The following is a 22,672-nucleotide window of genomic DNA, read 5'->3' as shown; positions in this document are numbered from 1 at the left end:
CGCGCCGTTCCGGATCGGAAAAAGCCGCGCCCGCAACGGAAAAGGCCCGCTCCCTCGCGGGAACGGGCCTCTGTCCGCAGGTCCGGGATCAGGCTTCGGCGATCTCGACGAAGACCAGGTCCCGCTCGGCCGCGCCCTTCGCAAAGGACAGCGCCTCCTGGTATTCCGGGCTGTTGTAGCAGGCCTCGGCCGCCTCGATGCTGTCGAAGCGGACCACCACGTTGCGCGCGCGCTCGGTGCCCTCGACCCATTTGTAGCGGGTGCCGCGGGCCAGGAACGTGCCGCCATGCTTCTCGATCGCGGGACCGGCAAGCTTGGCGTACTGGCCATAGGCCGCCTCGTCGGCCACCGCGACATGGGTGATCCAGAGCGCGGCCATCAGAGCGATTCCAGCAGGCGTTCGACGCTGGCCAGCGCCTCGGGCGCCTTGGCGGCATCGGTGCCGCCGGCCTGGGCCATGTCGGGACGGCCGCCGCCGCCCTTGCCGCCCAGTTCCGCCGCCGCCGCCTTGACCAGATCCACCGCCGAAATCCGGTCGGTCAGATCGCCGGTCACGCCGGCCGCCACCGCCGCCTTGCCGTCGGCATCGGCGATCAGGACGATCACGCCCGAGCCCAGCCGTTCCTTGTGCGCGTCGATCAGCGGACGGAGATCCTTGCCCGAAACGCCCGAGAGGCTCTGGCCGAGGAAGGTCACGCCCTTGATTTCCTTGGTTTCCGGCCCCGAAGACGCGCCGCCGCCCATGGCGATGTCGCGGCGCAGCTGCGCCACCTCGTTCTGCAGCGCCCGGCGTTCGTCGAGCAGCGCCTGGAGGCGCGCGGGCACGTCATCGGCCTGCGCCTTCAGCACGCCCGCAGCTTCGGACAGCGTCGCCGCCTGGCCCGCGAGATAGTCGAAGGCGGCCTGGCCGGTCAGCGCCTCGATCCGGCGGATGCCCGCGGAGGATGCGCTGTCGCCGAGGGTGACGAACATGCCGATCTCGCCCAGCCGCTTGACATGGGTGCCGCCGCAGAGCTCCAGCGAATAGACATCGCCGGAGACGCCCTTGCCCGAACCCGCCTGCTGGCCCATCTGCACGACCCGGACCTCGTCGCCGTATTTCTCGCCGAAGAGCGCCTGGGCGCCCAGGTCGCGCGCCTCGTCCGGGGTCATGATGCGGGTCTCGACCGCGCCGTTCTGGCGGATCATCGCGTTCACATCCGCCTCGACGCGCTTCATTTCCTCGGCAGTCACCGCCTTGGAATGGCTGAAGTCGAAGCGCAGCCGGTCATCGGCATTGAGCGAGCCGCGCTGCGCGACATGGGTGCCGAGCACCTCGCGCAGCGCCTCGTTCAGCAGGTGCGTCGCCGAGTGGTTGGCGCGGATCGCGGCCCGGCGGGCGCCGTCGACGATCAGCTCGGCGCCCTGCCCGGCGGAAACCGTGCCCTCGGTCACTTCGGCGAAGTGGATGAAGACGCCGGCCGACTTCTTGGTGTCGGTGATGGTGGCGGTGCCGGTCGCGGTCTTCAGGCGGCCGCTGTCGCCGACCTGGCCGCCGCTTTCGGCGTAGAACGGGCTCTGGTTGACCACGATCTGCACCGTCTCGCCCTTGGCGGCCTCCTTCGCCGCGGCACCGTCCTTGACGATCGCCAGCAGCTGGCCTTCGGAATATTCGTGCTCGTAGCCTAGGAATTCCGTCACGCCGTGCTTCTCGGCCAGGTCGAACCAGATCGCCGCATCGGCGGTCTCGCCCGACCCCGCCCAGGCGGCGCGCGCCTTGGCCTTCTGCTCGGCCATGGCGGCGTCGAAGCCGTCGGTATCGACCGTGTGGCCCTTTTCGCGCAGCGCGTCCTGGGTCAGGTCGAGCGGGAAGCCGTAGGTGTCATAGAGCTTGAACGCGGTCTCGCCGGGCAGCTCGGCGCCCTCCGGCAGATCGACGAGCGCGTCGTCGAGCAGCTTCAGGCCGCGGTCCAGCGTCTGGCGGAAGCGATTCTCCTCGAGGCGCAGCGTCTCCTCGATCAGCGCCTGCGCCTGGCCGAGTTCCGGATAGGCCTGGCCCATCTGCGCAACCAGCGCCGGAACCAGCCGGTGCATCAGCGGGTCCTGCGCGCCCAGCAGGTGGGCATGGCGCATGGCGCGGCGCATGATGCGGCGCAGCACGTAGCCGCGGCCGTCATTCGAGGGCGTCACGCCGTCGGCGATCAGGAAGGAGGTCGAGCGCAGGTGGTCGGCGATCACCCGGTGATGCACCTTCGCCGGACCGTCCGGATCAATGCTGGTCGCATGGGCCGAAGCCTCGATCAGCGAGCGCATCAGGTCGGTGTCGTAGTTGTCGTGCTTGCCCTGCAGCAGCGCGCCGATCCGCTCCAGCCCCATGCCGGTATCGATCGACGGCTTCGGCAGCGCCTCGCGGCGGCCGTCCTCGAACTGCTCGTACTGCATGAAGACGAGGTTCCAGATCTCGATGAACCGATCGCCATCCTCTTCCGGCGAGCCGGGCGGGCCGCCCCAGACATGGTCGCCGTGGTCGTAGAAGATCTCGGTGCAGGGACCGCAGGGGCCGGTCGGACCCGCGGACCAGAAATTGTCGTCGGTCGCGATGCGGATGATCCGGTCATCGGGCAGGCCCGCGACCTTCTTCCAGATGTTCACCGCCTCTTCGTCGGTATGGTAGACGGTGACCAGAAGGCGGCTCTTGTCGATGCCGAAATCCTTGGTCAGCAGCTCCCACGCGAAGGGGATCGCGTCTTCCTTGAAATAATCGCCGAAGGAGAAGTTCCCCAGCATTTCGAAGAAGGTATGGTGGCGCGCGGTATAGCCGACATTGTCGAGGTCGTTGTGCTTGCCGCCGGCGCGCACGCATTTCTGCGCAGTGGTGGCGCGGCTGTAGTCGCGGTGCTCGACGCCGGTGAAGACGTTCTTGAACTGGACCATGCCCGCTGCGGTGAACATCAGCGTCGGGTCGTTGCGGGGGACCAGCGGCGAGCTGTCCACGACTGCGTGGCCATTGCGTCCGAAATAGTCGAGGAAGGTCGTGCGGATATCGTTCAGGCTTGCCATGGCTCAGCGTCTCTTGCCGGTTCGGTTCCCGCCTCTCTATCGCCCAAGGCGCGGGGTGTCCACATCGCAGGCGCCCATGAAAAAACCCCGCCGGAAAGGCGGGGTTCTGCAGTCGTCCGGCGCGGGCGCGGCTCAGCCTTCCATGACCTCGTCATCGCTGCCGCCGTCGCTTTCGGCCATGTGGAAGTCCAGCCCGTGCGCGGCGCGGATCTGGTCCTCGATCTCGAGCGCGATCTTGGTGTTCTGCTTGAGGAAGGTCTTGGCGTTCTCGCGGCCCTGGCCGATGCGTTCGTCGCCATAGGAATACCAGGAGCCCGATTTCGCCACGACCCCGGCCTTGACCCCCAGATCCAGCAGCTCGCCCATCTTGGAGATGCCTTCGCCGTAGATGATGTCGAACTCGACCTGCTTGAAGGGCGGCGCGACCTTGTTCTTGACGATCTTGACGCGGGTCGCGTTGCCGACCACCTCGTCGCGGTCCTTGACCGAGCCGATGCGGCGGATGTCGATCCGGACCGAGGAATAGAATTTCAGCGCGTTGCCGCCCGTGGTGGTCTCGGGCGAGCCGAACATGACGCCGATCTTCATGCGGATCTGGTTGATGAAGACCACCATGCATTTCGACCGGCTGATCGACGCGGTCAGCTTGCGCATCGCCTGGCTCATCAGGCGCGCCTGGGCGCCGACCTGGGCATCGCCCATGTCGCCTTCGAGCTCGGATTTCGGAGTCAGCGCGGCGACGGAGTCGACCACGATCATGCTGACCGCGCCCGAGCGGATCAGCGTATCGGTGATTTCCAGCGCCTGTTCGCCGGTATCCGGCTGGCTGATCAGCAGCTCGTCGAGATTGACGCCGAGCTTGCGGGCATATTGCGGGTCGAGCGCGTGCTCGGCATCGACGAAGGCACAGATGCCGCCCTTCTTCTGCTCTTCGGCGATGCAGTGCAGCGTCAACGTGGTCTTGCCCGAGCTTTCCGGCCCGAAGATCTCGATCACCCGGCCCTTTGGCAGGCCGCCGATGCCGAGGGCGATGTCGAGACCGAGCGACCCGGTCGAGGTCGCTTCGATGTCCTGTGCGGGATTGTCCTGGCCGAGCTTCATGATCGAGCCCTTGCCGAACTGCCGTTCGATTTGCGCCAGAGCCGAATCCAGCGCCTTCTGCTTGTCCATAGTGCGTGTTCCGCCCAGATCGAGGAGGTTTGCCGAAGCCATTGTGCCTGTCCTTATCACATGCCCGCCAAGGTCCGGCAATGCCGGTGATGTTCTGTTCTTGTTCTCAATATGGAGAACAGACCGGAACATTTCAATCAAATTCGACCGAACTATCCGGGCGAGTCGGTTAACGCCGGACTAACGGATGGCCGGACCTGCCGGGCGGGCGGACAGGCATCCGGCCCCTGCCGGGATTCGTGGCTGCGGGTCAGGCGATGTCCGTCAGGAAGGACCGCAGCGGCAGCCCGCGGTCGCCGTTGAAATTGTTGACGGTCAGGTCGTGCAGCACATGGCCGCGCCGCGCCTCGGTGCAGCATCCGTAGGGCCCGCCGACACGGCAGCCCGCCAGGTCATGCCGCGACCGCAGCAGCAGGTTGCCGCCCTCGAAGCGCGCATCGACGGCGTCGATCGGGTCGTCCGCCGGATCGGCGCCGGGCGGCAGCAGGTAGATGCCGTAGGGCCGCCGGTCGGCCAGGACCGCCTGCTGCGGCGGGCAGACCGGCGAGCCGCCCCAGTCGATCTGCAGCAGCACCGATTTCCCGTCCGGCTGGAGGCTGGCGCCGGTGACCTGCGGCCCCAGCGCATTGTCCGCGCCATGGTCGAAATTGAGCAGATGCGCCGCCATCCGCCCGCCTGCCATCGCGTAGCCGCCATACTGGTAGTGCACGTCCTGCCAGTCGCGCGGCAGGTCGTACATCTCGATGCCCTGCCGTGCCCGCGGCCGCTGCGCGATCGCGCGCAGATAGGCCGCGCGGACGGCATTGGTGCCGCGTTCGGCAACCAGGTAATCCGTCCCGCCGATCAGGTTCGCGAAGATCTCGAGCTCCGGATGGCGCTCCCAGATATGGTCCCAGACCGCCAGGATCGTCTCCACGTAGTCATCCGTGGCGATCCGCCGGTTGTGCAGCGCCATGGAGTCGCTCTCGCCCTGCGTCCAGAAACAGCGCATCGGGATGTCCTGCCCGTCCCGGAGCGCCTCGGCCAGCTTCTCCAGGAACGTCTCCAGCGCCGGGCCCGGCTGCCCGGCCCCGGCATCCCACCAATGCGGCCCCGCCCCCGGCCCTGCCGAGCGCAGGTCGAGCGGCGTGCCGCCAGTGGCGCCGTTGACGAAATGGACCGACATGTTGCGCGACCCGGACAGCCCGCGCGCCACCGCGGAAGAGAAGCCGCCCCAGCCGCCGCGGTCCTCCATCAGCGACATGTTCGACTGGCCGCCGCAGACGAAGCGGACATCATGGGTCAGCACGTCCGCCGACCCGTAGGCCAGGTCTCCGCGCGTGACCGGCTGCAGGATCACCGCCGGACCGATCCGCATGATCCGCAGCGCCTGCCCGGTCTTCACCGTCGCCATCGTCTGGCCCGTCCCCAGGAACGGGCGCCCTTGCCCCGCGATGATGCGCGCGCCCGGCTGGGCCAGGACGGTCACGTCGGTTCCGTCGACCAGATGCGACAGGTCCAGCGTTACCAAGGGACCGATGATGATGGACGCGCTGCGGGCAACCGGCGCCCATTGGAACGGACGGGCACCGCCGATCCGCAACGGCTTCGCCATGAATTCCGTCGTCGGAGCGCCGAGGCCGATCACCGCGCGCGACGCCGCGGAGCTGCCCGCGCCGCAGCCGCAGGAAGCGGCCGGAGAGTCCTCGCCGCCCTGCTCCGTCCGGGGAGGCATCTTGCCGGGATGGTTCATTGAATTCAACGTCTTGCTCCCCCGCATTGCATCCGGCTCCGGCAGCCCTTGAGCAACGGACCTGTCATTTGGCTAGAAGGCCCGCCGCGTCCAGTCAACCATCAAGCGAACATTCGCGCCGGCGGCCGGAGCCGCCCGTCCGCGGCCCATGGGACATTTCGCACCCTTGCCGCCCGGGGCGATGCGGCTGGAAACTCCGCTGCGTCCAGCCGGGGGAAATGCTGTGAAGACCAGGAATGTCGCGGCCGTCACGATGGCATATGGCGAGCACTTCATCGAGAAATGGATCCGCCATTACGGCAGCCAGATCGGCGCGGAAAACCTGTTCGTCATCTCCCATGGCGCCTCGGATTTCCACAACCGGGCCTGCGCGGGCGTGAACCACGTGACCGTTCCCCGCGCGGTCTGCGACACGATCGAACGCCACCGGGCGACGCTCCTTTCGGATTTCGCCAATGCCCTTCTGGAATCCTATCACTGCGTCATCGTCGCCGACACGGATGAACTGATTGCCGTCGACCCGGATGCCGGCCTGCCGCTGAAGGACTACCTGCTGTCGCGCGACGGCGGCGCCGCCGCCGGGCTGGGCTTCAACATCTTCCAGCCCGATCCCGGCCGCGCCATAGACTGGAGCCGCCCGGTCCTGGAACAGGCCCATCTGATGCAGTTCTCGGCGCCGTTCTCGAAGCCCGCGCTGCGCTGGGAGCGCTGCCAGCACACGCCCGGCGGCCATGGGCTGCGCGACCGGAAATTTGCCGTCGACGAGAACCTCTACCTGTTCCACCTGAAATTCTGCGATGCGGCGGCCTTCGGACATTTCGACCGGGTCGCCGAAGACTTCGCCAGGGAGCTGGGCGAGCGGCAGCAGGCGCCGTCGAACCATATCCGGCACTGGCTCGCCGGAAGCGACCATGCGAAGGCCACGGTCGAACGGTGGTCGCGCCGGCCGGCCGGCATCATGGCCCCGAGGGACGCGGCGCGGGGCTGCTACGAAATGGGCGATTTCGGCTCGGAGGGCGCCGTCGTCCAGCGCACCGGACAAGGACCGGTGTTTTCCATCGAAGAGCGCTATCGCGCCCTCGCCTGACCCTCCGGCCCGGCGCGCCGGAACGCCGTCGGGAAGGATGGGAGAGATCAGGAAACCTCTCCAAGCGGTGCCTCGCGCCGCCGTGGCGCCGCCAGGCGTGAGCCCGCGGGCCTGTCTGCCTGCCGACCGCCATCCGGCGAAGCATCCTGCTCACGATTTCCGGCGGCCAGGCCGGCATCCCGTCCGGGGCCGAGACGGCCGCCATGCGGGCCATCGCTCCGGACGGCAGCGGCCATTGTCCGGCCCTTCCGGCCCCGTCGCGGCTCGGCAGAAGGCCCCCGGTCAGCATCCGCCCCCGCTACGGAACCGCTGACGACCCACGGCAAGCTGTCGCGCAGAGCACGACCGCCCAGACGGATGCAGCCGTCCTGCAGCCAGACGCCGGGGCCTCCGGCTTGATCCGCAAAGCACGCCCGTGCGGCGCTCCCGGGCATTCAGCCATCCCGGACCCTGCTCCGCCGGCATCAGCGTCCAGCACAGGCCCGGGCCACCGTGCCGCGTCCGGCCGCCATGCTGCCGACCGGCCCCGCGCACTGGCGCCTTGGGCCGCGAAGTCCGGTGCACGCCCATCGAAAAGGCAGCACCGAAAGGGACATAAGCTGCGGCACGGGCGGCAGGTGTCGCTGCCTGTTGAAGATTCGGCGGGCGTGGCGAGGCGCTGTTGCGCAAATCGGCTGATGACCGCAATTCCCCTTTCCCCGGACACACTTGTCCCTTTGCCACGGTGACCGGGATGCCGAGGGCAGCGAAGCGGTTCATGAATGAGCGGCAAGCGCCATCGGTCCGAGCGCAGCTGCGGATGATGCGGATCTGGACCTCTGCCACCTGGCGGTCGAGGGTGAGACATCGCGCCGCCATCGGTCCTAGGCCGATGCCGAACGGACATCAGCCTCCGGCAAACCCGGGGCGTGTGTGGATGCCCCCTGTTTGGCAACGCGCCGCCGCCGGTTCGCCAGTTCCGAGGCGGTTTTCCTGCCGAGGGCGGCCGGAGCGCTGGCGCTGCGGATTGCCGGGGTGCCGCTCGATCTGCCGCTGCGCCCGGATGTCAGCGGCGCCTTCGCCGGTCGCAACGTCCTGCTGACCATGAGNTTCCATGCCGCCGTCCATGGAGCCGATGCGGTGCTCTTCTTCGACAACGGCTCGGTGCGGAGCGATCCGGCGGAACTGGGCGCACGGATCGCCGCGCTGCCGGGGGTCGCGGTCGCGGCGGTTGCCGAAGCGCCCTTTGCCTACGGGCCGCAGCTGCCGCGCCATCGCGGCCAGGTCTCGCATTTCCGGCACCAGCCGGTCGCGCGCCGCCAGCAGCACCACGGTCAGCGCCAGCAGGAGCGCGACGATGACGAGAAGGCCCAGCAGGATTTCGGTCATGACGCCACCATCTGTCCGAAGGCGGCGAAGCCGAGCGACATCAGCCCCGCCAGCAGGAAGGTGATGCCGAGGCCGCGCAGGCCCCCCGGCAGGTCGGCATAGGCCAGCCGCGCCCGGATCGCCGCCAGCATCACCACCGCCAGCGCGAAGCCCGCGCCGCTGCCGAGGCCGAAGACCAGGGACTCGGGCAGGGTATAGCGCCGCTCGACCATGAAGAGGCTGGCCGCGAGGATCGCGCATTGCACGGTCAGAAGCGGCAGGAACGCCCCGAAGGCGGCATGGATCGCGGGGGCGAAGCGTTCGAGCAGCATCTCCAGGAGCTGCACGGCGGCGGCGATCAGCCCGATGAAGCACAGAAGCGACAGGTAGCTGAGATCGACCTCGGGCAGCCCCGCCCAGGCCCAGGCGCCGGGCGAAAGCACCGCGGTGTAGAGGAGCTGGCTCAGGGGCACCGTGATCCCCATGACGCCGATCATCGCGATGCCGAGTCCGACGGCGGTGTCCGGGCGCTTCGACAGCGCCAGGAAGGTGCAGAGGCCAAGAAAGAAGGCGAGCGGCATGTTCTCGACGAACATCGCGCGCAGGAAAAGATCGCCGAGCCCGGTCATGGGCGCAGCTCCGGCACTTCGGGCGGCAGGGTCTCGGGGGCTTCCTGCTGGTCGGGGAAGGCGCTCCTGAGCGCCCAGACGACGAAGCCGAGGATGAAGAAGGCCGAGGGCGCCAGCAGCATCAGCGAGAGCGGCGTGAACCAGCCGCCCTGCTCGACCGTCGGCAGCACCGTGAGCCCCATCAGCGTGCCCTGGCCGAAGAGCTCGCGCACCGCGCCGACCGCGATCAGGATCAGCGAATAGCCCAGGCCGTTGCCGAGCGCGTCGACCATGGCCGGTCCCGGCGGGTTCGAGCGGGCGAAGCCCTCGGTCCGGCCGAGGACAAGGCAGTTCGTGGTGATCAGCCCGACGAAGACCGAGAGCCGCTGCGAGATCTCGAACAGATAGGCCTGCAGCACCTGGTCGATGACGATGACCAGCGAGGCGACGATGACGATCTGCACGATCAGGCGGATCGAATTCGGCAGGTGGTGCCGGATCAGGCTGACCGCGAGCGACGACAGCACCAGCACCACGGTCAGCGAGGCGGCCATGGTCAGCGCGGTCTCGAGCGAGGTGGTGACGGCGAGCGACGAGCAGATGCCGAGGATCTGCACGGTCACCGGGTTGCGGCCGAGCAGCGGCGCGGTGAAGATGCCGGGCATCGCCATCAGAATTCTCCCCGCTTCACGGCGGCGATCAGCGGCCCGTAGCCCTGCGGCCCGAGCCAGAACCGGACGATCCGGGTCATCGCCGTGCTGGTGCGGGTCGCGCCGGTGATGCCGTCGACCTCGTAATCGGTGGTGGCCGGTCCCTTGGCGACGGCGAAGCGCATCTCGCCGCCGGCATCCTGCCAGCGCGTCCCGGCGAAGCTTTCCTGCCAGCGGGTCTCCTCGATGCGGGCGCCGAGGCCGGGGGTCTCCGACTGCGCGGTGATGGCGATCCCGGCGATGGTCTCCATGTCGCCGTTGATGGCCAGCATCGCCTCGATCGGACCGTTATAGCCCGCCCCGGCGACCGGCAGGATCATCAGCCGGACCGCGTCGCCCTCGCGCAGCAGGTAGACCTGCGCGAAATCGGGCCGGTTGCCGATCCCGGCGACATCCGCCTCGGGGCTGAGCGGCGTCCAGTTGGCGGTGTCGAGAAGCGCGGCTTCCAGCGTTTCGGGCGTCACCCCCGGGGCGGCGCGGCCGCTGGCCAGGTCGATCACCACGGTGGAAAGCCGCGCCTCCTCCGAGGCGGAGAGGATGTCCGACATGCCGGGAATGGCTGCGAGCAGCGCCTCGAGCCGCGCCTGCGTTTCGGCGGCGCGGTTGGCGGTCTGCACGGGGCGCAGCAGCACCGTGGCGCCCGAGACCAGGAGCGTGCAGGCGAGCGCGGTCAGGAAGGCGACGAAGACGGTCTTGCCGCGGCTCTCGTTCGGCTGGGCCAGCATCCTCTGCCAGGCATGGATCGGGTTCAGGTCAGCCATGTCGCCGTTTCCTGTCTTTGAGCCAGAGCGTGATCGCGATCTCGTCGCAGAGGGGGGCTGCGAGCGAGACGAAGAGCGCGGCCGAGACCGCGAGCTGCACCGCTGCCGCCCCCGACCAGAGCGCGAGGAAGAGGCAGACGAGCCCGCCATAGACGAGCCCGTTCAGCCAGCGGCCGAGCCGCGTGGCGGCCGAGGCGACCGGATCGGCAACGAGGAGCGCCAGCACCCCCGCCACCGCCGGGAAGACCGCCGCGATGGGAAGCCCGGGGGGGGCGGCTGATGCGGTCCCGAGGGCATGGACGGGCGGCGGCGCCATGCGCCCGTGCCCCGCCGATGCGGGCGGGCTATTCGGCGGCGATCCGCTCCGGGGCGGGCATTTTCGCCAGGGCCTCGAGGAAGAACGGGCGGAAGCCCGCCGGGTGCTCGCTCATCGGGAAATGGCCGAGCTCCTCCATCACCGACAGCGTCGCGCCCGGGATCGCCGCCGCGGTGCGCGCCGCGTCCTCTGGCGTGCAGGTGAAGTCATAGGCGCCGACGATCAGATGCACCGGCGTGCGCGCCGTGTCGATGTCCTTCAGGCGGCCGACGAGGCTGTCGTCGCGCGTGTAGAAGCCCAGGTCGCCGCGGAACACGCCCGGCCCCGAGGACATGAACATCCACAGCGTGTTCCAGCGCTCCGCCTCCGGCGCGTGAGGAGAGATGTTGGTCGAGACCAGCGCCGCGCCCATCTCGCCGCCATGCGCGTCGGGACGGTGGAACCAGTCGATGTCGTACCAGGCCGGCTGGAAGTCCGAAGCCTCGATCGCGACGAAGCCCGAGAACCGGTCCGGATGCCGCGCGGCGAGCTGCAGCGCGATCCGCCCGCCCATCGAACAGCCCGCCAGCACCGGCCGGTCGAGCCCCAGCCCCTCGGCGACCTTGAGCACGGTCTCCATGTAGGTTTCCGTGGTCAGCAGGTATTCCTCTGCCTGGAAGCCCTCGGGCGGCAGCGACTTGCCGTGCCAGGGCATGTCGAAGGCGATGATCCGGTTCGCGCCGGTGATCTCCGCATCGTTCATGACATGGCGCCACTGGCGGGTATCGGCGCCGGCGGTGTGCAGGCAGAGGACCGGGCGGCCCTGGCCCGCCTCCTCGACATAGATGCGCTGGCGGCGGCCGGCGATCTCGGCGGCCAGGTAGCGTCCGGTGATCGGCTCGAGGCTCATGCGGCGGTCTCCTCTCGCGCGGCCCGCGGGATGGCGAGGACCTCCTTGACGAAGCGCAGGGATTTCACCAGCGCCAGCATGTCGCCCAGCATCTTCATGCGGCCGATCTTGGCCATCGCGAAGATGTCGTGGAAGCCGGGCGGCGGCAGCGGCTGCCAGAAGGTCTCCAGCGCCTCCCGGTCGGTGACGAGCGCGAAGCGCCAGGGCGTCTTCTTCGACGGGCCCCCGGTGACCGAGACCAGATGCCCCCTGTCGAAGGCGAGGTAGTACTCGTCGCCGCCGACCTCGACCAGCACGGTCTCCGAGAACAGCGCGCCGAGCCGCAGCAGGTGCGGCCGCGCCTCGATGCCCGCGGCCATCTCCTCGAATCTCTCCAGCATGGGTCCTCCCGTTCGGCTGCAGCTTTGCGCCCAGCCTGCATTCCGCCGCGCCTGCCGCAATGCCGGGGCGGGTATGGGCCGATACCGGCAGCGCGCCGCCGCCGGGGCCCGGCCCGGCGCGGCCTCCGGCAGCGCCCAGCTTGCCGGCCGTCTCGGCGTGGAGCCGGGCGCGTTCAGCACTGCGGAACTGGCGGCGCTGCGCCATGCCGCCGGAGAAGATGACAGCCTCGCCCTCGCGCATATCCTCAGCGGCACCCAGCGCGTCAGCCGCGATGCTGCCGCCGCAGCAGCTCCGGCGGACTCGCAGCTTGCCCGGAACCTCGGCGTCGATGCCTCCGGCTACAGCGTGAACGACCTGGCGGGCATGTATCTCTCGGCCCAGAACTGATCCCGGCTTCCGGCACGGGCCGCCAGGCGGCCCGCCAAGGGCGTCCCGTTCCGCGGGGCGCCCTTTCCCGTTTCCGCGCGTTCCGCCGCCAAGATGCAATCCTCGGAATGTGATGTGCAGCGCTGAACAGGCAAGAGGGCCGCCGCGCGGACTGCAAACCCGGAAAAAAGGACCCAGATCAAGGACACAGACGGCGAGCCGCCACTCTACGACCCACCGTCCGCAACACCGGATAAAGGAAAGGCAACGCCATGACCGTCAGAACCACAGCCACAGCCGTCCTTCTTGCGCTCGCCGCAAGCACGGCTGCCGTCCACGCCGACCAGCTCTCGCAATCTCTGGGACTGCCTGTCGGCGAATACACCACCTCCGAGCTTGCCGCCATCAAGGCCGCCACGGATCGCGGCGATACCAGCCAGGTGCTGTTCCTCGAAGCCCATGGCGACAGGAGCCAAGCCACCGGCGTCGAAGCCACCCAACTCGCCGCCGAACAGCAGCTCGACCCGGCCTCCTACAGCCCGGCGCAGATCGCGCAGATCGCCGCCGCGCGCGCCGACGGCAACCGCAGCCTCGCCGCCTATCTGGTGGCAGGCGGATCGTCCCCCAGCGGGGTCAGCGAGAATGCGCAGCTCGCCCGGTCGCTCGGCCTGCCGCAGGGCACCTATAGCGATGCCCAGCTTGCCGCGATCGCCCATGCCCGCGACCATGGCGAGACCTTCCGGGCCCAGGCCCTGATCGACGGCACCATCACCCCGAGCGAGGCCGGCAGCATCTCCGGCTGAGCCAGACGCATCTCTGACGGCGCCCCCGGTCCGGCCGGGGCGCCGCCCGCCGCCTCAGGCGGCCCAGTTCAGGAACAGGCCGACATCGCCGGGCATCCCGTTCGGGAAGTCGATGATATAGGCGCGCAGGTGATAGCCCGCAGGCTTGGCCAGCCGCTCCCATGCCCCGTAAAGCTCATGCGCCTTCAACGGCAGCGTCTCCGGCCAGTTCGGCAGCGCATTGTTGATCGCGCGGCCCTTGTCGGTGCACAGGCTCGACGGGAAGCGCATCACCATCACCTCGAACATCCCGTGATCCACCGCATGGCGGATCTTGCGGCGCACCTCGTCGAGCTCTTCCTTGCTGAGATGGCCGCGGGTGAACTCCTCGGCAATGTCGCGCATCGAGCCCTCGGCCTTCGCGCGCTTGCGCTCGAGGAGCGCCTGCTTCTCGGCTTCGAGCTCCGCCATCTGGGCGCGCAGCTCGGACGCCGTGATGACCTTGGTCCCATGCGGTTGTGCGGCAGTCGTCATCTGACCCTCCTCGGCCGTGTCGTCCGGCACCTGGCTTGCGGGACGGCTCCCCCGAGTCGCCCTCCTGCCCGGACCATTCCACGTTAGCCGACCGGGCGCCTTGCGCCATGTCAGATCCGGCGCCGCGCCCGGCACGCCGGGCGGCTGCAGCGCCCTTCCCCGCCGCCTGACTATATACTATGCTGCGCGTGCGAAACGCCCTGCGGATCTCTTCGTCCCGGGCGATTGACTTTTCTCCCGCGGACCTCTATTCGCGGGGTCCAATCCCGGAAGCCCCCGAGTCTTCCGGTCCCGGCCGTTTCGGGATCGACACACGCCAGCGCGATGCGCCCGCGGGTGCCGATTCCGCTTGACCGGCCGGGTTTCATTCGGGATCACCGCCTCCCATCTGGGAAGCATGTCGTCAACGGTCGCAGGAGGACCTTGGATGTTCGAAAGTCTGTCGGAACGCCTTGGCGGGGTCTTCGACCGTCTGACCAAGGCGGGGGCCCTCTCGGAGGAAGACGTCAAGACCGCCATGCGCGAAGTGCGCACCGCGCTGCTCGAGGCCGATGTCTCGCTGCCGGTGACCCGCGACTTCGTCAAGGCCGTCACCAAGAAGGCCACCGGCGCGAATGTCACGAAATCCGTGACCCCGGGCCAGCAGGTCGTGAAGATCGTCCATGACGAGCTGATCGAGATGCTGGCGGGCGACAACCCGAATCCGGGCGAACTCAAGGTCGACAGCCCGCCCGCGCCGATCCTGATGGTCGGCCTGCAGGGCGGCGGCAAGACCACCACCACCGCCAAGATTGCCAAGCGGCTGAAGGAGCGCAACAACAAGCGCGTCCTGATGGCCTCGCTCGACACCAACCGTCCGGCCGCCATGGAGCAGCTGGAGATCCTCGGCCGCCAGATCGGCGTCGACACCCTGCCGATCATCCCCGGCCAGGACGCAGTCGCCATCGCCAAGCGCGCCAAGCAGCAGGCGGAACTCGGCGGCTACGACGTCTTCCTGCTCGACACCGCCGGCCGGCTGTCGATCGACGAAGAGCTGATGACCCAGGTCGAGAAGGTCCGCGACGTGGCCTCGCCGCGCGAGACCATCCTGGTCGTCGACGGCCTGACCGGCCAGGACGCGGTGACCACCGCGGAGAATTTCGACAGCCGCATCGGCATCTCCGGCGTCGTGCTGACCCGGATGGACGGCGACGGCCGCGGCGGCGCCGCGCTGTCCATGCGCGCCGTCACCGGCAAGCCGATCAAGTTCGTCGGCCTCGGCGAGAAGATGGACGCGCTGGAGGAATTCCACCCGCACCGGATCGCGGGCCGCATCCTCGGCATGGGCGACATCGTCAGCCTGGTCGAGAAGGCGCAGGAAACGCTGGAGATCGAACAGGCCGAGCGCATGATGAAGCGCTTCCAGAAGGGCCAGTTCAACATGAACGACCTGCGCTCCCAGCTTGAGCAGATGATCAAGATGGGCGGCATGCAGGGCGTGATGGGGATGATGCCGGGCATGGCCAAGATGGCCAAGCAGGCGGAATCGGCCGGCATGGACGACAAGCTGCTGCGCCGCCAGATCGCGCTGATCAACTCGATGACCAAGAAGGAGCGCGCCAACCCGACGCTGCTTCAGGCGAGCCGCAAGAAGCGGATCGCCCAGGGCGCCGGGCTCGACGTGCAGGAGCTGAACCGGCTTCTCAAGATGCATCGCCAGATGGCCGATGCGATGAAGAAGCTCGGCAAGATGAACAAGAAGGGCCTGATGCGCCAGATGAAGGGCATGATGGGCGGCAAGATGCCGTCGGAGGCCGAAATGGCCGATGCCCAGGCGCAGATGGGCAAGATGGGCGGCATGCCCGGGCTCGGCGGCGGCCTCGGCGGCGCCCTGCCCCCCGGCCTGTCGGGCTTCGGGAAGAAGAAGTGACCATGCAGCCCCCCGTTCTCCATACCGCAAGGTTGGTCCTCGGACCCTTCGGCCCGGCGCATTTCGAGCCGCTGGCGGCCTTCTTCGCCTCCGATCGCTCGCGCCATGTCGGCGGGCCGAAAACCCGCGACCAGGCCTGGCGCCAGCTCGCTGCCGAGATCGGCCACTGGACGCTGAAAGGCTATGGCCGCTTCGCCGTGACCGAGGCCGCCACCGGCGCCTTCGTCGGCAATATCGGCGCCTGGTGCCCGGAAGGCTGGCCCGAGCCGGAAATCGGCTGGGACCTTATGGACGGCTTCGAGGGCAAGGGCTACGCCACCGAAGCCGCCAGCGCCGTGCGGGACTGGTGCTACGGCACGCTGGGCTGGACCACCGCGGTCAGCTTCGTCGATCCGGCCAACCCGGCTTCGGCCGCAGTCGCCGAACGGCTCGGCTGCACGCTCGACGGCATGCATGACCTGATCGGCCACGGGCCGGTCCAGGTCTGGCGCCACCCGTCGCCGGAACACGTATCGGAGGCCGCGGAATGATCCCCTACGGCACCATGCACCATGTCTATATCCATGCCCGCTGGACCTGGCCGACCTTCACCCGCGCCAAGGCGCCGGTGGTCTGGCGCAACATGTTCCGGCTCGGACGCGCGGCGAAGACCTCGCTGCGCCGCCGCGAGGTGCCGCCGCCGATGGGCCATGCCTTCGCGCTGCGCCTGCCCGCCGGCGCCGCCCATGGGAGGTTCCGGTGAGCGACGCCAAGACCGCCGAACGCGCTGCCGAGATCCTCAAGGCGCACCGCGAAAGCATCGACCGGCTCGACGCCATCCTCGTCTACACGCTGGGGGAGCGCTTCAAGCACACCCAGGCGGTGGGCAAGCTGAAAGCCGAACACGACCTGCCGCCGTCCGATCCGGCGCGGGAAGCCATCCAGATCGCCAGGCTTGAACGGCTGGCGGTCGAAGCCGATCTGGATCCGGAATTCGCCAAGAATTTCCTGAACTTCGTCATCGCCGAAGTGATCCAGCACCACAAGAAGCACCAGTCGTAAGGCGGCAAAGCCGCCAAGCAACGCCATGTTATGAAAGGACTACCCCCATGGCCATGAAACTTCGTCTCGCCCGCGGCGGTTCCAAGAAGCGCCCCCACTACGCCATCGTCGCCTCCGACTCGCGCATGCCGCGCGACGGCCGCTTCCTGGAGAAGCTGGGCACCTACAACCCGCTGCTCGCCAAGGATGACGAGCGCCGCGTCGTGATCGACCTGGAGCGCGTCCAGTACTGGCTCGGCGAAGGCGCCCAGCCGACCGACCGCGTGTCGCGCATGCTGGAAGCCGCAGGCGTCGTCGCCAAGAAAGAGCGCGCCAACCTGAAGAAGGGCGAGCCGGGCAAGAAAGCCAAGGATCGCGCCGAAGAGAAAGCTGCCAAGGCAGCCGAAGCAGCCGAAGCCGCTGCCGCTCCGGCCGAGGAAGCCGCAGCCGAGTAAGGCGCATGGGCTTTCCGGACGGCTTCTCCGACGAGCTGGCCCGGCTGATGCGGCTCCGGCGCGACGTGCGCCGGTTCCGCACGGACCCGGTGCCCGGTCCCGTGCTGGAACGCTGTCTGGACAGCCTTGCCTCGGCCCCCTCCGTGGGGCTGTCGCAGCCCTGGCGGCTGGTCGATGTGGCCAGCCCCGCGGCGCGGCACGCAGTGCGCGGCATATTCGGCGAGGCCAACAAGGCGGCGCTGGCCGGATATGACGGCGACCAGGCCCGGCTCTATGCCGGGCTGAAGCTTTCGGGGATGGACCGCGCCCCCGTGCAATGGGCGGTCTTCTGCGACGAGGACACGGAGCAGGGCTCCGGGCTCGGCGCGGGCAGCATGCCCGAGATGCGGCGCTATTCCGTGGTCTGCGCGGTGATGCAGATGTGGCTCGCCGCCCGCGCCGAAGGGCTGGGCATGGGCTGGGTCTCGATCCTCGATCCCGATCAGGTCTGCCGCGCGCTCGACGTGCCCGCCTCCTGGCGCCTCGTCGCCTATCTCTGTATCGGCTGGCCCGAAACCGAGGATGACTGCCCCGAACTCGAGCGCCTCGGCTGGGAGCACCGCCATCCCCGCCCCGCGCTCGTTCCAAGATGATCCTGCCGAGGGAGCCCGCAAGGTGATCCGATTGATAATCTATGCGACGCTGCTGGCCGTCGGCGGCTATGCCGGGGCCGAGTACCAGAAATACATTGCCATCGATGCCTGCCTCGACGCGGGCGGCTCGGTCGATGCGCGCGGCTTCTGCAAGGGAGTGAACTGATGTCGGACCTGACCTGCGTGGGCGCGATTGCCGGATCCTTCGGGGTGCGCGGCGAAGTGCGCCTGAAGAGCTTCTGCGCCGAACCCGAGGCGATCGCCGATTACGCGCCGCTGACCACCGAGGACGGCAGCCGCAGCTTCACCGTCAAGATCACCCGTCCGATCAAGAACGGGCTGGCGGCACGGCTGGGCGGCGTCTCCACCAAGGAGGCGGCGGACGCGCTGAAGGGCCTGCGGCTCTACGCGCCGCGTGACCGGCTGCCCTCGCTGCCGGATGACGAATTCTACCATGCCGACCTGATCGGGCTCGAGGTCGTCGATACCGGCGGCACCCGGCTTGGCAAGGTCCGCGCGATCTTCGACCACGGCGCGGGCGACCTGCTGGAAATCCACGGCCCCGGGCTCAAGGGCGGCGTGCTGCTGCCCTTCACCCGCGAGGCGGTGCCGACGGTCGACCTGGCCGCCGGACGCCTCATTGCCGACCCGCCCGCCGGGCTGTTCGGCGCCGGCGCCCGGGTTGTCCTGCGTGTCGGCGATCACCACCGGCGAGGCGGCAGTTACGGCGAGCCGCACCGCCTCGGCCACGCCCTCGTCCGGGGCATGGACACGGCCCTTGAAGGCCGGTTCTGCCGCCTCGACCGCGGCCAGCATGGCATCGGCGGCCGCGTCGGCGCCCTCGCCATAGGCCAGCACGGTCATCTGGCATTCCGGGAAGTCCGCGGCCGGGAATCCCATGTTGAAGCTCATCCCGAGACTGTCCCCGGCCAGCGCCTCCATCTTCGCATAGAGCCCCTTTGCCGGTTCGGCGGAGGTGCATTGCCAGGCAATGGCCGAGAGGTAGGGCGCGACGCGCATCGCCTTTTCGGGGCGCGTGCCGTCCAGCATCCGCGACAGGGCACGGGCGCCGCGCAGGCCGGTTTCGGCCATGTCGACATGCGGATAGGTGCGGTAGCTTTCCAGCAGGTCGGCCTTTTCGAACATCTCCGCCGTGACATTGGCATGGAGGTCGAGGCAGACCACCACCGGCACATCCGGTCCGATGCGGTCGCGCAGGCGGCTCAGAAGCTCGCCTTCGCCGTCATCGAGATGCTCGGTCACCATCGCGCCGTGCAGGTCTAGGAACACGCCGTCGAGCGGCATGGCCGCAGCGATGCGGTCGATCAGGTCGCCCGCGATCCGCTCGAAGGCGTCGCAGGTGACATGGGCCGAGGGCGAGGTCGCTGCGAAGATCGTCGGGATCAGGTCCCAGCCTGTCGCGCGGCCGTGGCGGATCGCGCCGGAGATGGCGGCATTGACGTCGCCGAGGGCGGCCAGGATTTCGGACCCTTGCAGCATGCGGCCTGCGCCGCCGCCATGGACGAAGTCCTGATAGGTGGCCTTCGACGGGGCGAAGGTGTTGGTTTCGTGCAGGAAACCGCCGATGGCGATGCGTGGCACGTTGGGTCTCCTAAAGTCAGGCGGCCACCGGGCGGAAATTGGGGAAGTCCCAGTCCCGGCCCGGCGCGGCGGCCAGAAGCGATTTGGTATAGTCGTGCTGCGGCGCGCCGAGCACATCGGCGGTGGCGCCGTATTCGACGACCTCGCCGCGCTTCATCACCGCGACCTCGTCGCAGATCTGCGCCGCGACGCGCAGGTCATGGGTGATGAACAGGATGGCGATCTGGGTCCGCTCCTGGATTTCGGCCAGGAGGTCCAGCACCTGCGCCTGCACCGAGACGTCGAGCGCAGAGACAGCCTCGTCCGCGACCAGCAGCTCGGGTTCCATGGCGAGCGCCCGGGCGATGGCGATGCGCTGGCGCTGGCCGCCCGAGAACATGTGCGGATAGCGCTTGGCCGATCCGGCGGGCATGCCGACCAGCTCCAGCAGCTCCGCGGCCTTGGCCACGGCTTCGGCGCGCGGCATGCCGTAGTTCATCGGCCCCTCGATGATCGATTCCTCGATCGAGAGCCGCGGGTTCAGCGAGCGGTAGGGGTCCTGGAACACCATCTGGAGCCGCTTGCGGAACGGGTGCAGGCCCTTCGGCGTCAGGTCGGCGATTTCCTGCCCGCCGACGCGGATGCCGCCCGAGCTGGGATCGATCAGCCGCATGACGCAGCGCGCCACGGTGGACTTGCCCGAGCCGCTCTCGCCGACGATGCCGAGCGTGCGCCCCGCCTTGAGGTCGAAATTCACCGCCTTGGCGGCATGGGTGCCGGTGGCCTTCTTCAGGAAGCTGCCGCCGCCATAGACCTTGTTCAGTTCGACCACCTGCAGCGCGTTCTTTGCCGTGGACACCGGGCGCGCCGGGCGCGGCACCAGCGACGGTACCGAGGACAGGAGCCGCCGGGTGTAGTCCATTTTCGGCGCCGAGAGGATCTCCATCACCGGCGCGGTTTCCACCATGTCGCCGCGGTTCATGACGTAGACCCGGTCGGCGATCTCGGCGACCACGCCCATGTCATGGGTGATGAAGAGGACGGCAGTGCCGTGCTTCTCCTGAAGTTCCTTGATGAGACGCAGGATCTGCAGCTGGGTGGTGACGTCGAGCGCGGTGGTCGGCTCGTCCGCGATCAGCAGCCGCGGCTCCAGGATCAGCGCCATGGCGATCATGATCCGCTGCCGCTGCCCGCCCGAGAGCTGGTGCGGATAGCTCTTCGCGATCCGCTCGATGTCCGGAAGGCCGACCTGGTCGAGGATGTCCATCACCCGGCGGTGGTTCTCGGCATTCGACAACTTGGTATGCGCCTCCAGCACTTCGGAGATCTGCTCGCCGACCTTGATCACCGGGTTGAGCGCGGTCATCGGCTCCTGGAAGATCATCGACATGCGGGTTGCGCGGCGGTCGCGCAGCTCGGCCGGGGTCAGCTTCAGCAGGTCCTCGCCGTCGAGCATGATTTCCCCGCCGGTGACCTTCAGGGACCCCTTGGGCAGCAGGCCCATCGTGGCGAGTGAGGACACGGATTTCCCCGAGCCGGATTCGCCCACGAGGCAGACGGTCTCGCCCGCCTCGATGGTGATGGAGATGTCGCGCACGACCGAGGCGCCGTCCCTGGCGTCGATGGCGACGGTGAGGTTCTTGATCTCGAGAACGGACATGTCAGGCCTCCCTCTTGCCCATGCGGGGATCGAGCACGTCGCGCGCCCAGTCGCCGAGCAGGTTGATCGACAGGATGCACATGGACAGCGCCAGGCCCGGCCAGAAGATCAGTTCGGGCTTCAGCCGGAAGTAGATCCGCGCCTCGGCCATGATGTTGCCCCAGGTGGGGGTCTCGGTGGAGACGCCGGCGCCGAGGAAGCTGAGGATCGCCTCGGTCAGGATGGCGGAGGCGCAAACGTAGGTTGCCTGCACGGTCAGCGGCGCGAAGGTGTTGGGCATCAGGTGGCGCCACAGCACCCGCGGCAGCGAGGTGCCCATCGAGATTGCCGCCTCGACATAGGGTTCCTCCCGCGCCGAGAGCACGATGGAGCGCACGAGACGCACGACGCGCGGGATCTCGGGGATGGTGATCGCGGCCATCACGGTCCAGATCGAGGCGCCCATCAGCGAGACGATGGCGATGGCCAAGAGCACCGAGGGCATGGCCATCAGGCCGTCCATGATCCGCATGATGATCGCGTCGGCGACCCGGAAGAAGCCCGAGACGAGGCCGATGGCGAGCCCCAGGACGACCGCCAGGATGGTGACGCCGATGCCGATGACCAGCGAGACGCGGGCGCCCCAGATCACGCGGCTCAGCAGGTCGCGGCCGTAATTGTCGGTGCCGAGCGGATATTCGCCCGACGGCGGCTTCAGCCGCATGATCGGATTCTGGTAGACCGGGTCATGCGGCGCCACGAAGGGCGCGAAGACCGCGGCGAGGATGATCAGGGTCAGGACAAGGGCCGCCAGCATCGGCGCGATGCCGATCTTCGAGCCGATGGCCTTGGTGGACAGGGGGAAGGCTGCACGCATTGTTTTCTCGGCCATCAGTAGCGGATCCTCGGATCGAGGATCGAATAGGACAGGTCGATCAGCAGGTTGACGAGGACGTAGATGCCCGAGGTCAGCAGGATCAGCGCCTGGATGACCGGGTAGTCGCGGGCGAAGATGCTGTCGACGGTGAGGCGTCCCAGCCCGGGGATGTTGTAGACGCTCTCGGTCACCACAACGCCCGAGATCAAGAGCGCGAAGCCGGTGCCGATCACGGTCATCACCGGAACGGCGGCGTTGCGCAGCGCATGGCGGAACAGCACGCGGTGCTCGGTCAGGCCCTTGGCGCGGGCGGTGCGGACATAGTCCTCGCCCAGCACGTCGAGAAGGCTCGCCCGGGTCATCCGCGCGATCAGCGCGATGTAGATCGAGGCGAGCGTCAGCGCGGGCAGCACGGCGCGGGCTGCGAAGCCCGGCAGGGCTTCGGAGGGGGCGACATAGCCCTGCACCGGCAGCAGGCCGAGATCGAGCGCGAAGAGCTTGATCAGCAGGTAGCCGATGACGAAGACCGGGATCGAGAAGCCGAGCACCGAGAAGGTCATCACCAGGTGGTCGATCCAGCTGCGGTGCTTCCAGGCGGCGACGACGCCCATCGGGACGGCGACGATGACCGACAGCGTGATGGTGATCAGCGCGATCCAGATCGTCGGCCACATCCGGTCGGCGACGAGGTCGATCACCGGCTGGTTGGAAATCAGCGAGGTGCCGAAATCGCCCGTCAGAAGCTCGCCCATCCAGCGGAAGAACTGGACATAGAGCGGGTCGTTCAGCCCCAGCGAATTGCGGATCTGCTCCAGCTGCTCGGGGGTGGCCATGTCG

23 protein-coding genes and 2 pseudogenes are annotated in these 22,672 nt (G+C 68.5%); 10 read left to right on the top strand and 15 right to left on the bottom strand.

The annotated features are described in order from the left end of the window. Positions 1 to 88: 88 nt before the first annotated feature. From C7T91_RS11830 to C7T91_RS11815, 4 genes are all read right to left on the bottom strand, one after another. Positions 89 to 379, bottom strand: coding sequence for a DUF1330 domain-containing protein (locus C7T91_RS11830; RefSeq protein ID WP_108259436.1), 291 nt, complete (start codon positions 377 to 379; stop codon positions 89 to 91). After that, positions 379 to 3,039 carry an alanine--tRNA ligase gene (gene alaS / locus C7T91_RS11825; protein WP_108259435.1) on the bottom strand — a complete coding sequence of 887 codons (2,661 nt, stop codon included), beginning with the start codon at positions 3,037 to 3,039 and terminating at the stop codon, positions 379 to 381. The genes C7T91_RS11830 and alaS overlap by 1 nt, the downstream gene beginning before the upstream one ends. A gap of 132 nt (positions 3,040 to 3,171) precedes the next feature. Next, a complete protein-coding gene (gene recA / locus C7T91_RS11820; RefSeq protein ID WP_108259434.1) occupies positions 3,172 to 4,251 on the bottom strand; it encodes a recombinase RecA in 1,080 nt (359 codons plus the stop codon). Positions 4,252 to 4,459: 208 nt separating this feature from the next. After that, entirely contained in the window at positions 4,460 to 5,950 is a 1,491-nt protein-coding gene (locus tag C7T91_RS11815; protein WP_145962858.1) for a hypothetical protein, read from the bottom strand. A 214-nt stretch (positions 5,951 to 6,164) separates the two neighbouring features. Between C7T91_RS11815 and C7T91_RS11810 the strand changes: the two genes are divergently transcribed. After that, the gene (locus C7T91_RS11810; RefSeq protein ID WP_161555863.1) at positions 6,165 to 7,028 is read left to right on the top strand and encodes a glycosyltransferase family 2 protein; all 864 of its coding nucleotides are present in this window, start codon (positions 6,165 to 6,167) and stop codon (positions 7,026 to 7,028) included. A 1,364-nt stretch (positions 7,029 to 8,392) separates the two neighbouring features. Here the strand turns inward: C7T91_RS11810 and nqrE are convergent. Genes nqrE through C7T91_RS11775 form a run of 6 tightly spaced genes read right to left on the bottom strand, consistent with a single transcriptional unit; the run spans position 8,393 to position 12,039 of the window. Continuing rightward, the gene (nqrE, locus tag C7T91_RS11800) at positions 8,393 to 9,004 is read right to left on the bottom strand and encodes an NADH:ubiquinone reductase (Na(+)-transporting) subunit E (RefSeq protein ID WP_108259430.1); all 612 of its coding nucleotides are present in this window, start codon (positions 9,002 to 9,004) and stop codon (positions 8,393 to 8,395) included. After that, entirely contained in the window at positions 9,001 to 9,654 is a 654-nt protein-coding gene (locus C7T91_RS11795; protein ID WP_108259429.1) for an NADH:ubiquinone reductase (Na(+)-transporting) subunit D, read from the bottom strand. The genes nqrE and C7T91_RS11795 overlap by 4 nt, the downstream gene beginning before the upstream one ends. After that, positions 9,654 to 10,454, bottom strand: coding sequence for an FMN-binding protein (locus C7T91_RS11790; RefSeq protein ID WP_108259428.1), 801 nt, complete (start codon positions 10,452 to 10,454; stop codon positions 9,654 to 9,656). The genes C7T91_RS11795 and C7T91_RS11790 overlap by 1 nt, the downstream gene beginning before the upstream one ends. Continuing rightward, positions 10,447 to 10,770: a hypothetical protein gene (locus C7T91_RS11785; RefSeq protein ID WP_201742081.1), complete on the bottom strand. Its 324-nt coding sequence runs from the start codon at positions 10,768 to 10,770 to the stop codon at positions 10,447 to 10,449. Before C7T91_RS11785 ends, C7T91_RS11790 begins: the two co-directional genes overlap by 8 nt. Before the next feature lie 28 nt (positions 10,771 to 10,798). Beyond that, positions 10,799 to 11,659, bottom strand: coding sequence for an alpha/beta fold hydrolase (locus C7T91_RS11780; RefSeq protein ID WP_108259427.1), 861 nt, complete (start codon positions 11,657 to 11,659; stop codon positions 10,799 to 10,801). Continuing rightward, a complete protein-coding gene (locus C7T91_RS11775) occupies positions 11,656 to 12,039 on the bottom strand; it encodes a hypothetical protein (protein WP_108259426.1) in 384 nt (127 codons plus the stop codon). Before C7T91_RS11775 ends, C7T91_RS11780 begins: the two co-directional genes overlap by 4 nt. 73 nt (positions 12,040 to 12,112) lie before the next feature. Here C7T91_RS11775 and C7T91_RS11770 point away from each other — a divergent pair, with 73 nt between their 5' ends. Together C7T91_RS11770 and C7T91_RS11765 are read left to right on the top strand one after the other, a co-directional pair. Beyond that, positions 12,113 to 12,427: a hypothetical protein gene (locus C7T91_RS11770; RefSeq protein ID WP_108259425.1), complete on the top strand. Its 315-nt coding sequence runs from the start codon at positions 12,113 to 12,115 to the stop codon at positions 12,425 to 12,427. 251 nt (positions 12,428 to 12,678) lie between these two features. Then, a complete protein-coding gene (locus tag C7T91_RS11765; RefSeq protein ID WP_108259424.1) occupies positions 12,679 to 13,209 on the top strand; it encodes a hypothetical protein in 531 nt (176 codons plus the stop codon). A 54-nt stretch (positions 13,210 to 13,263) separates the two neighbouring features. On the opposite strand, the gene C7T91_RS11760 is transcribed toward C7T91_RS11765, so the two are convergent. Then, positions 13,264 to 13,722: a histidine kinase gene (locus C7T91_RS11760; RefSeq protein WP_145962857.1), complete on the bottom strand. Its 459-nt coding sequence runs from the start codon at positions 13,720 to 13,722 to the stop codon at positions 13,264 to 13,266. Between the two features lie 427 nt (positions 13,723 to 14,149). On the opposite strand from C7T91_RS11760, the gene ffh reads away from it, so the two are divergent. The 7 genes and pseudogenes from ffh to rimM form a co-directional block, all read left to right on the top strand. After that, positions 14,150 to 15,631 carry a signal recognition particle protein gene (gene ffh / locus C7T91_RS11755; protein ID WP_108259422.1) on the top strand — a complete coding sequence of 494 codons (1,482 nt, stop codon included), beginning with the start codon at positions 14,150 to 14,152 and terminating at the stop codon, positions 15,629 to 15,631. A gap of 2 nt (positions 15,632 to 15,633) precedes the next feature. Continuing rightward, complete coding sequence (locus C7T91_RS11750) at positions 15,634 to 16,161, top strand: GNAT family N-acetyltransferase (protein ID WP_108259421.1); 528 nt, start codon at positions 15,634 to 15,636, stop codon at positions 16,159 to 16,161. Continuing rightward, positions 16,158 to 16,373, top strand: coding sequence for a hypothetical protein (locus C7T91_RS11745; RefSeq protein WP_108259420.1), 216 nt, complete (start codon positions 16,158 to 16,160; stop codon positions 16,371 to 16,373). Before C7T91_RS11750 ends, C7T91_RS11745 begins: the two co-directional genes overlap by 4 nt. After that, the gene (locus tag C7T91_RS11740) at positions 16,370 to 16,672 is read left to right on the top strand and encodes a chorismate mutase (RefSeq protein WP_108259419.1); all 303 of its coding nucleotides are present in this window, start codon (positions 16,370 to 16,372) and stop codon (positions 16,670 to 16,672) included. Before C7T91_RS11745 ends, C7T91_RS11740 begins: the two co-directional genes overlap by 4 nt. A gap of 47 nt (positions 16,673 to 16,719) precedes the next feature. Beyond that, positions 16,720 to 17,106, top strand: coding sequence for a 30S ribosomal protein S16 (rpsP, locus tag C7T91_RS11735; RefSeq protein WP_108259418.1), 387 nt, complete (start codon positions 16,720 to 16,722; stop codon positions 17,104 to 17,106). Positions 17,107 to 17,111: 5 nt separating this feature from the next. Then, a complete protein-coding gene (bluB, locus tag C7T91_RS11730) occupies positions 17,112 to 17,738 on the top strand; it encodes a 5,6-dimethylbenzimidazole synthase (protein ID WP_108259417.1) in 627 nt (208 codons plus the stop codon). 165 nt (positions 17,739 to 17,903) lie between these two features. After that, positions 17,904 to 18,404: pseudogene (gene rimM, locus C7T91_RS33510) on the top strand (ribosome maturation factor RimM); the annotation flags it as partial. A gap of 84 nt (positions 18,405 to 18,488) precedes the next feature. Here the strand turns inward: rimM and C7T91_RS35460 are convergent. From C7T91_RS35460 to C7T91_RS11705, 4 genes and pseudogenes are all read right to left on the bottom strand, one after another. Continuing rightward, a pseudogene (locus tag C7T91_RS35460) lies at positions 18,489 to 19,457 on the bottom strand (M81 family metallopeptidase); the annotation flags it as partial. Next, entirely contained in the window at positions 19,357 to 20,979 is a 1,623-nt protein-coding gene (locus tag C7T91_RS11715) for an ABC transporter ATP-binding protein (RefSeq protein WP_108259414.1), read from the bottom strand. The pseudogene C7T91_RS35460 and the gene C7T91_RS11715, both read right to left, overlap by 101 nt. Before the next feature lies 1 nt (position 20,980). Further along, positions 20,981 to 21,850 (bottom strand): ABC transporter permease, encoded by an 870-nt coding sequence (locus C7T91_RS11710; RefSeq protein WP_108259413.1) that lies wholly within the window; start codon positions 21,848 to 21,850, stop codon positions 20,981 to 20,983. Then, the coding region (locus C7T91_RS11705) for an ABC transporter permease (protein WP_108259412.1) at positions 21,850 to 22,672 on the bottom strand (823 nt) is incomplete at its 5' end. The genes C7T91_RS11705 and C7T91_RS11710, both read right to left, overlap by 1 nt.

Source organism: Mangrovicoccus ximenensis, assembly GCF_003056725.1.
Lineage (GTDB): Bacteria > Pseudomonadota > Alphaproteobacteria > Rhodobacterales > Rhodobacteraceae > Mangrovicoccus > Mangrovicoccus ximenensis.
The sequence above is the reverse complement of the archived record's forward strand: the minus strand, read 5'-3'. Positions and strand labels throughout refer to the sequence as shown.

Coding starts and splice junctions, on each gene's coding strand:
- nqrE (WP_108259430.1), bottom strand. CDS start 9,004: ATGACCGGGCTCGGCGATCTTTTCCTGCGCGCGATGTTCGTCGAGAAC.
- C7T91_RS11770 (WP_108259425.1), top strand. CDS start 12,113: ATGGGCCGATACCGGCAGCGCGCCGCCGCCGGGGCCCGGCCCGGCGCG.
- C7T91_RS11715 (WP_108259414.1), bottom strand. CDS start 20,979: ATGTCCGTTCTCGAGATCAAGAACCTCACCGTCGCCATCGACGCCAGG.
- C7T91_RS11790 (WP_108259428.1), bottom strand. CDS start 10,454: ATGGCTGACCTGAACCCGATCCATGCCTGGCAGAGGATGCTGGCCCAG.
- C7T91_RS11775 (WP_108259426.1), bottom strand. CDS start 12,039: ATGCTGGAGAGATTCGAGGAGATGGCCGCGGGCATCGAGGCGCGGCCG.
- bluB (WP_108259417.1), top strand. CDS start 17,112: ATGGGCTTTCCGGACGGCTTCTCCGACGAGCTGGCCCGGCTGATGCGG.
- rpsP (WP_108259418.1), top strand. CDS start 16,720: ATGGCCATGAAACTTCGTCTCGCCCGCGGCGGTTCCAAGAAGCGCCCC.
- C7T91_RS11765 (WP_108259424.1), top strand. CDS start 12,679: ATGACCGTCAGAACCACAGCCACAGCCGTCCTTCTTGCGCTCGCCGCA.
- C7T91_RS11750 (WP_108259421.1), top strand. CDS start 15,634: ATGCAGCCCCCCGTTCTCCATACCGCAAGGTTGGTCCTCGGACCCTTC.
- C7T91_RS11785 (WP_201742081.1), bottom strand. CDS start 10,770: ATGGCGCCGCCGCCCGTCCATGCCCTCGGGACCGCATCAGCCGCCCCC.
- C7T91_RS11745 (WP_108259420.1), top strand. CDS start 16,158: ATGATCCCCTACGGCACCATGCACCATGTCTATATCCATGCCCGCTGG.
- alaS (WP_108259435.1), bottom strand. CDS start 3,039: ATGGCAAGCCTGAACGATATCCGCACGACCTTCCTCGACTATTTCGGA.
- C7T91_RS11760 (WP_145962857.1), bottom strand. CDS start 13,722: ATGACGACTGCCGCACAACCGCATGGGACCAAGGTCATCACGGCGTCC.
- recA (WP_108259434.1), bottom strand. CDS start 4,251: ATGGCTTCGGCAAACCTCCTCGATCTGGGCGGAACACGCACTATGGAC.
- C7T91_RS11780 (WP_108259427.1), bottom strand. CDS start 11,659: ATGAGCCTCGAGCCGATCACCGGACGCTACCTGGCCGCCGAGATCGCC.
- C7T91_RS11710 (WP_108259413.1), bottom strand. CDS start 21,850: ATGGCCGAGAAAACAATGCGTGCAGCCTTCCCCCTGTCCACCAAGGCC.
- ffh (WP_108259422.1), top strand. CDS start 14,150: ATGTTCGAAAGTCTGTCGGAACGCCTTGGCGGGGTCTTCGACCGTCTG.
- C7T91_RS11830 (WP_108259436.1), bottom strand. CDS start 379: ATGGCCGCGCTCTGGATCACCCATGTCGCGGTGGCCGACGAGGCGGCC.
- C7T91_RS11795 (WP_108259429.1), bottom strand. CDS start 9,654: ATGGCGATGCCCGGCATCTTCACCGCGCCGCTGCTCGGCCGCAACCCG.